This window comes from Moorena sp. SIO3I6 (assembly GCF_010672095.1).
Genome location: NZ_JAAHHU010000823.1, coordinates 1 through 2,138, shown reverse-complemented (window position 1 = coordinate 2,138; position 2,138 = coordinate 1). Strand labels below are relative to the sequence as shown.

At 43.4% G+C, this 2,138-nt stretch carries 4 protein-coding genes; 2 read left to right on the top strand and 2 right to left on the bottom strand.

What is annotated here, in order from left to right:
- Window positions 1-249 (bottom strand): hypothetical protein (locus F6K49_RS43170; RefSeq protein WP_293107778.1); only part of this gene is annotated, 249 nt, incomplete at its 3' end.
- A gap of 446 nt (window positions 250-695) precedes the next feature.
- On the opposite strand from F6K49_RS43170, the gene F6K49_RS43165 reads away from it, so the two are divergent.
- Together F6K49_RS43165 and F6K49_RS43160 are read left to right on the top strand one after the other, a co-directional pair.
- Window positions 696-977 carry an element excision factor XisH family protein gene (locus tag F6K49_RS43165; RefSeq protein WP_330359480.1) on the top strand — a complete coding sequence of 94 codons (282 nt, stop codon included), beginning with the start codon at window positions 696-698 and terminating at the stop codon, window positions 975-977.
- Entirely contained in the window at window positions 962-1,273 is a 312-nt protein-coding gene (locus F6K49_RS43160) for an element excision factor XisI family protein (protein ID WP_075904884.1), read from the top strand. Before F6K49_RS43165 ends, F6K49_RS43160 begins: the two co-directional genes overlap by 16 nt.
- A gap of 6 nt (window positions 1,274-1,279) precedes the next feature.
- Here F6K49_RS43160 and F6K49_RS43155 read toward each other — a convergent pair.
- The coding region (locus F6K49_RS43155; protein ID WP_293107775.1) for a glycosyltransferase at window positions 1,280-2,138 on the bottom strand (859 nt) is incomplete at its 5' end.

The following is a 2,138-nucleotide window of genomic DNA, read 5'->3' as shown; positions in this document are numbered from 1 at the left end:
GGTTGGGTGGGCGGCAAAAATTTTATTTTTAACAATAAATTCATTATTGTAATTAGGTGTTGTTGTCTGAGTTATATCTTTTATAAATAAGGATGATGGTAATAATCCAAATAGGGAATATTTAATGCTAAAAAAAGAAAGACTCAATACTAAGCTTGAAGTAAGGTTAATCACTAAGAGTTGTTTGGGTTTATTTTTATTTTTAAAAATGCGATCACCTGGTAGTTGATAAATAGATTTATAAACCATAAATAATAGTTTAGGTTTTTTTTCTTTGAAATCAGCGTAGCAATTATCTGTTTACCAACAGGTTTGCGTTCATGTTTAACTTCTGTATGTGTATGTATAACTTTTGTTTACGGTTGACCCTTGAAAGTAATCACCATAAGCATTTCAGTGATTCCACCTACAGATGATGGCAAAATGGCATAATTGTGAAATGGAGAGATGGGAAGATGAGATGTAAGCATTCAGCTATCAGCTATCAGCTATCAGCGGTCAGCGATTAGCGCTACTTGAGGTGCCATTGGCCGTAGGCCAGACTAAGGGAACAGCTTTTGAATAAAATAAGCTGACGGCTGATAGCGGTAGCCTGAATGCTTACAGTAAAACGAGCAGGGATTTTCAACCAGCCCTACCAGCACCTCCGATGCTTGTTTACTACCTCCCGTTGATTAGCTGACTGCTGACTGCTGATGGCTGAATGCTTACTTTTTCAGTTATTAATGAACTGGAAAAAACAATGGGACAGCTTCAGCTTTACCAATGGGCTTTGGAGGGACAAGATCCAGAACGACAGTTTCCCCCCTTTTTTAAGGGGGGTTAGGGGGGATCTATTGTTTTTAGCTATCAGTAAAACAAGTTATCTTCGGCATTTCCAAACAACAATTTTTCAGCTAGCCGTCGAGAGGAATAAAATTAACTTATTAGTTTATGAACCCGAGCAAGAGGCTATTGTTCAATGGATCACTCACTAAACTATTCAGATATTCTCAAACAAATCCTGCAAGAGGAAACTCGCGCCCAACCGAGTATACAAGCGATTCGGCTTTATCCTGTTTGCGATACCGAGACCGGTCACTTCCTAGTTCTGGCTACTGGCTGGGATAAGCAACGCTGGATTAACTCGATTTTGTTTCACGCTCGCTTGGTTAATGGCCAAGTTGTTATTGAAGAGGATAACTTTGAGGAAGGGTTGGCCTCGGCTCTTATTGCCGCTGGTATCCCCGCAGAAAATATTATTACTGGTCTTGATTACCAACTGATGCAGTAGTTTCAGTTAGTACAAGCTAGACCCACCTACCAACATCGTCTCTCTCCCCTGAGCCATCACCCATTGCATCAACTGCTGCCACTCTGGTGACTTCCCCAACCCATCAGCATCAAACTCCCCGCCCCAATTCTTGGAAAACTCGGCAAAATTCTCTGCCCAATTTACCACTGTCTCCATGGGTAAATAAGGACTATAGCCCCAAGCCTGTTGTAAATACTTGATCATTTCCCTGGGATGTCCTGTATTATATAAATACCAAGCAATCCAGACTAGGGTTCCATAGCGCACCTGATTTTCTAATAGACGGATTCCTGGTGGTAAATCAGCCTGTTTAAAGAAGTTGTCAATGGCTGCTGACAGGGAGCAAGCTTGAGGCAGTCCCTTGTGCATGGCACTTTGGTGATGTTGCCGATAGCCTACTGTTACCTGACGCAACCAAGCGGCAGGACAACCCTTGAGGGCTAACCGTAGCACGATTTCTGTATCTTCAGCGGGTGGAAACCTGGGGTCAAACCCGCCAACGGACTCTAGCCAATGGCGACGGAACATCATCGCACTAGGCAGGACTGGCTTCCACAATAGCCAACTTTCTAAGTTTAATTCTGGTACTTTCTCCCATGGACGCACCGTCATCAGTCGCTGACCCTGGGAATCGACACGGTACCAACCACTATGGACAATTCCCAGATGGGGTTGTGCTTCAAACACTGCTAACTGGGCAGCTAACTTACCTGGCAGAAAAAAGTCATCAGCATCGAGGAATGCGACAAATTCACCCAAGGCTAGTTTAATGCCATGGTTGCGGGCAAGGGAGACTCCTTGGTTTTCTTGATAAATGTAACGAATGCGATCACGATAGGGTTGC

What these genes read in the sequence shown, in the direction of transcription:
- F6K49_RS43165 (WP_330359480.1), top strand. Translation starts at nt 696, where the DNA reads ATGGCTGAATGCTTACTTTTTCAGTTATTAATGAACTGGAAAAAACAA.
- F6K49_RS43160 (WP_075904884.1), top strand. Translation starts at nt 962, where the DNA reads ATGGATCACTCACTAAACTATTCAGATATTCTCAAACAAATCCTGCAA.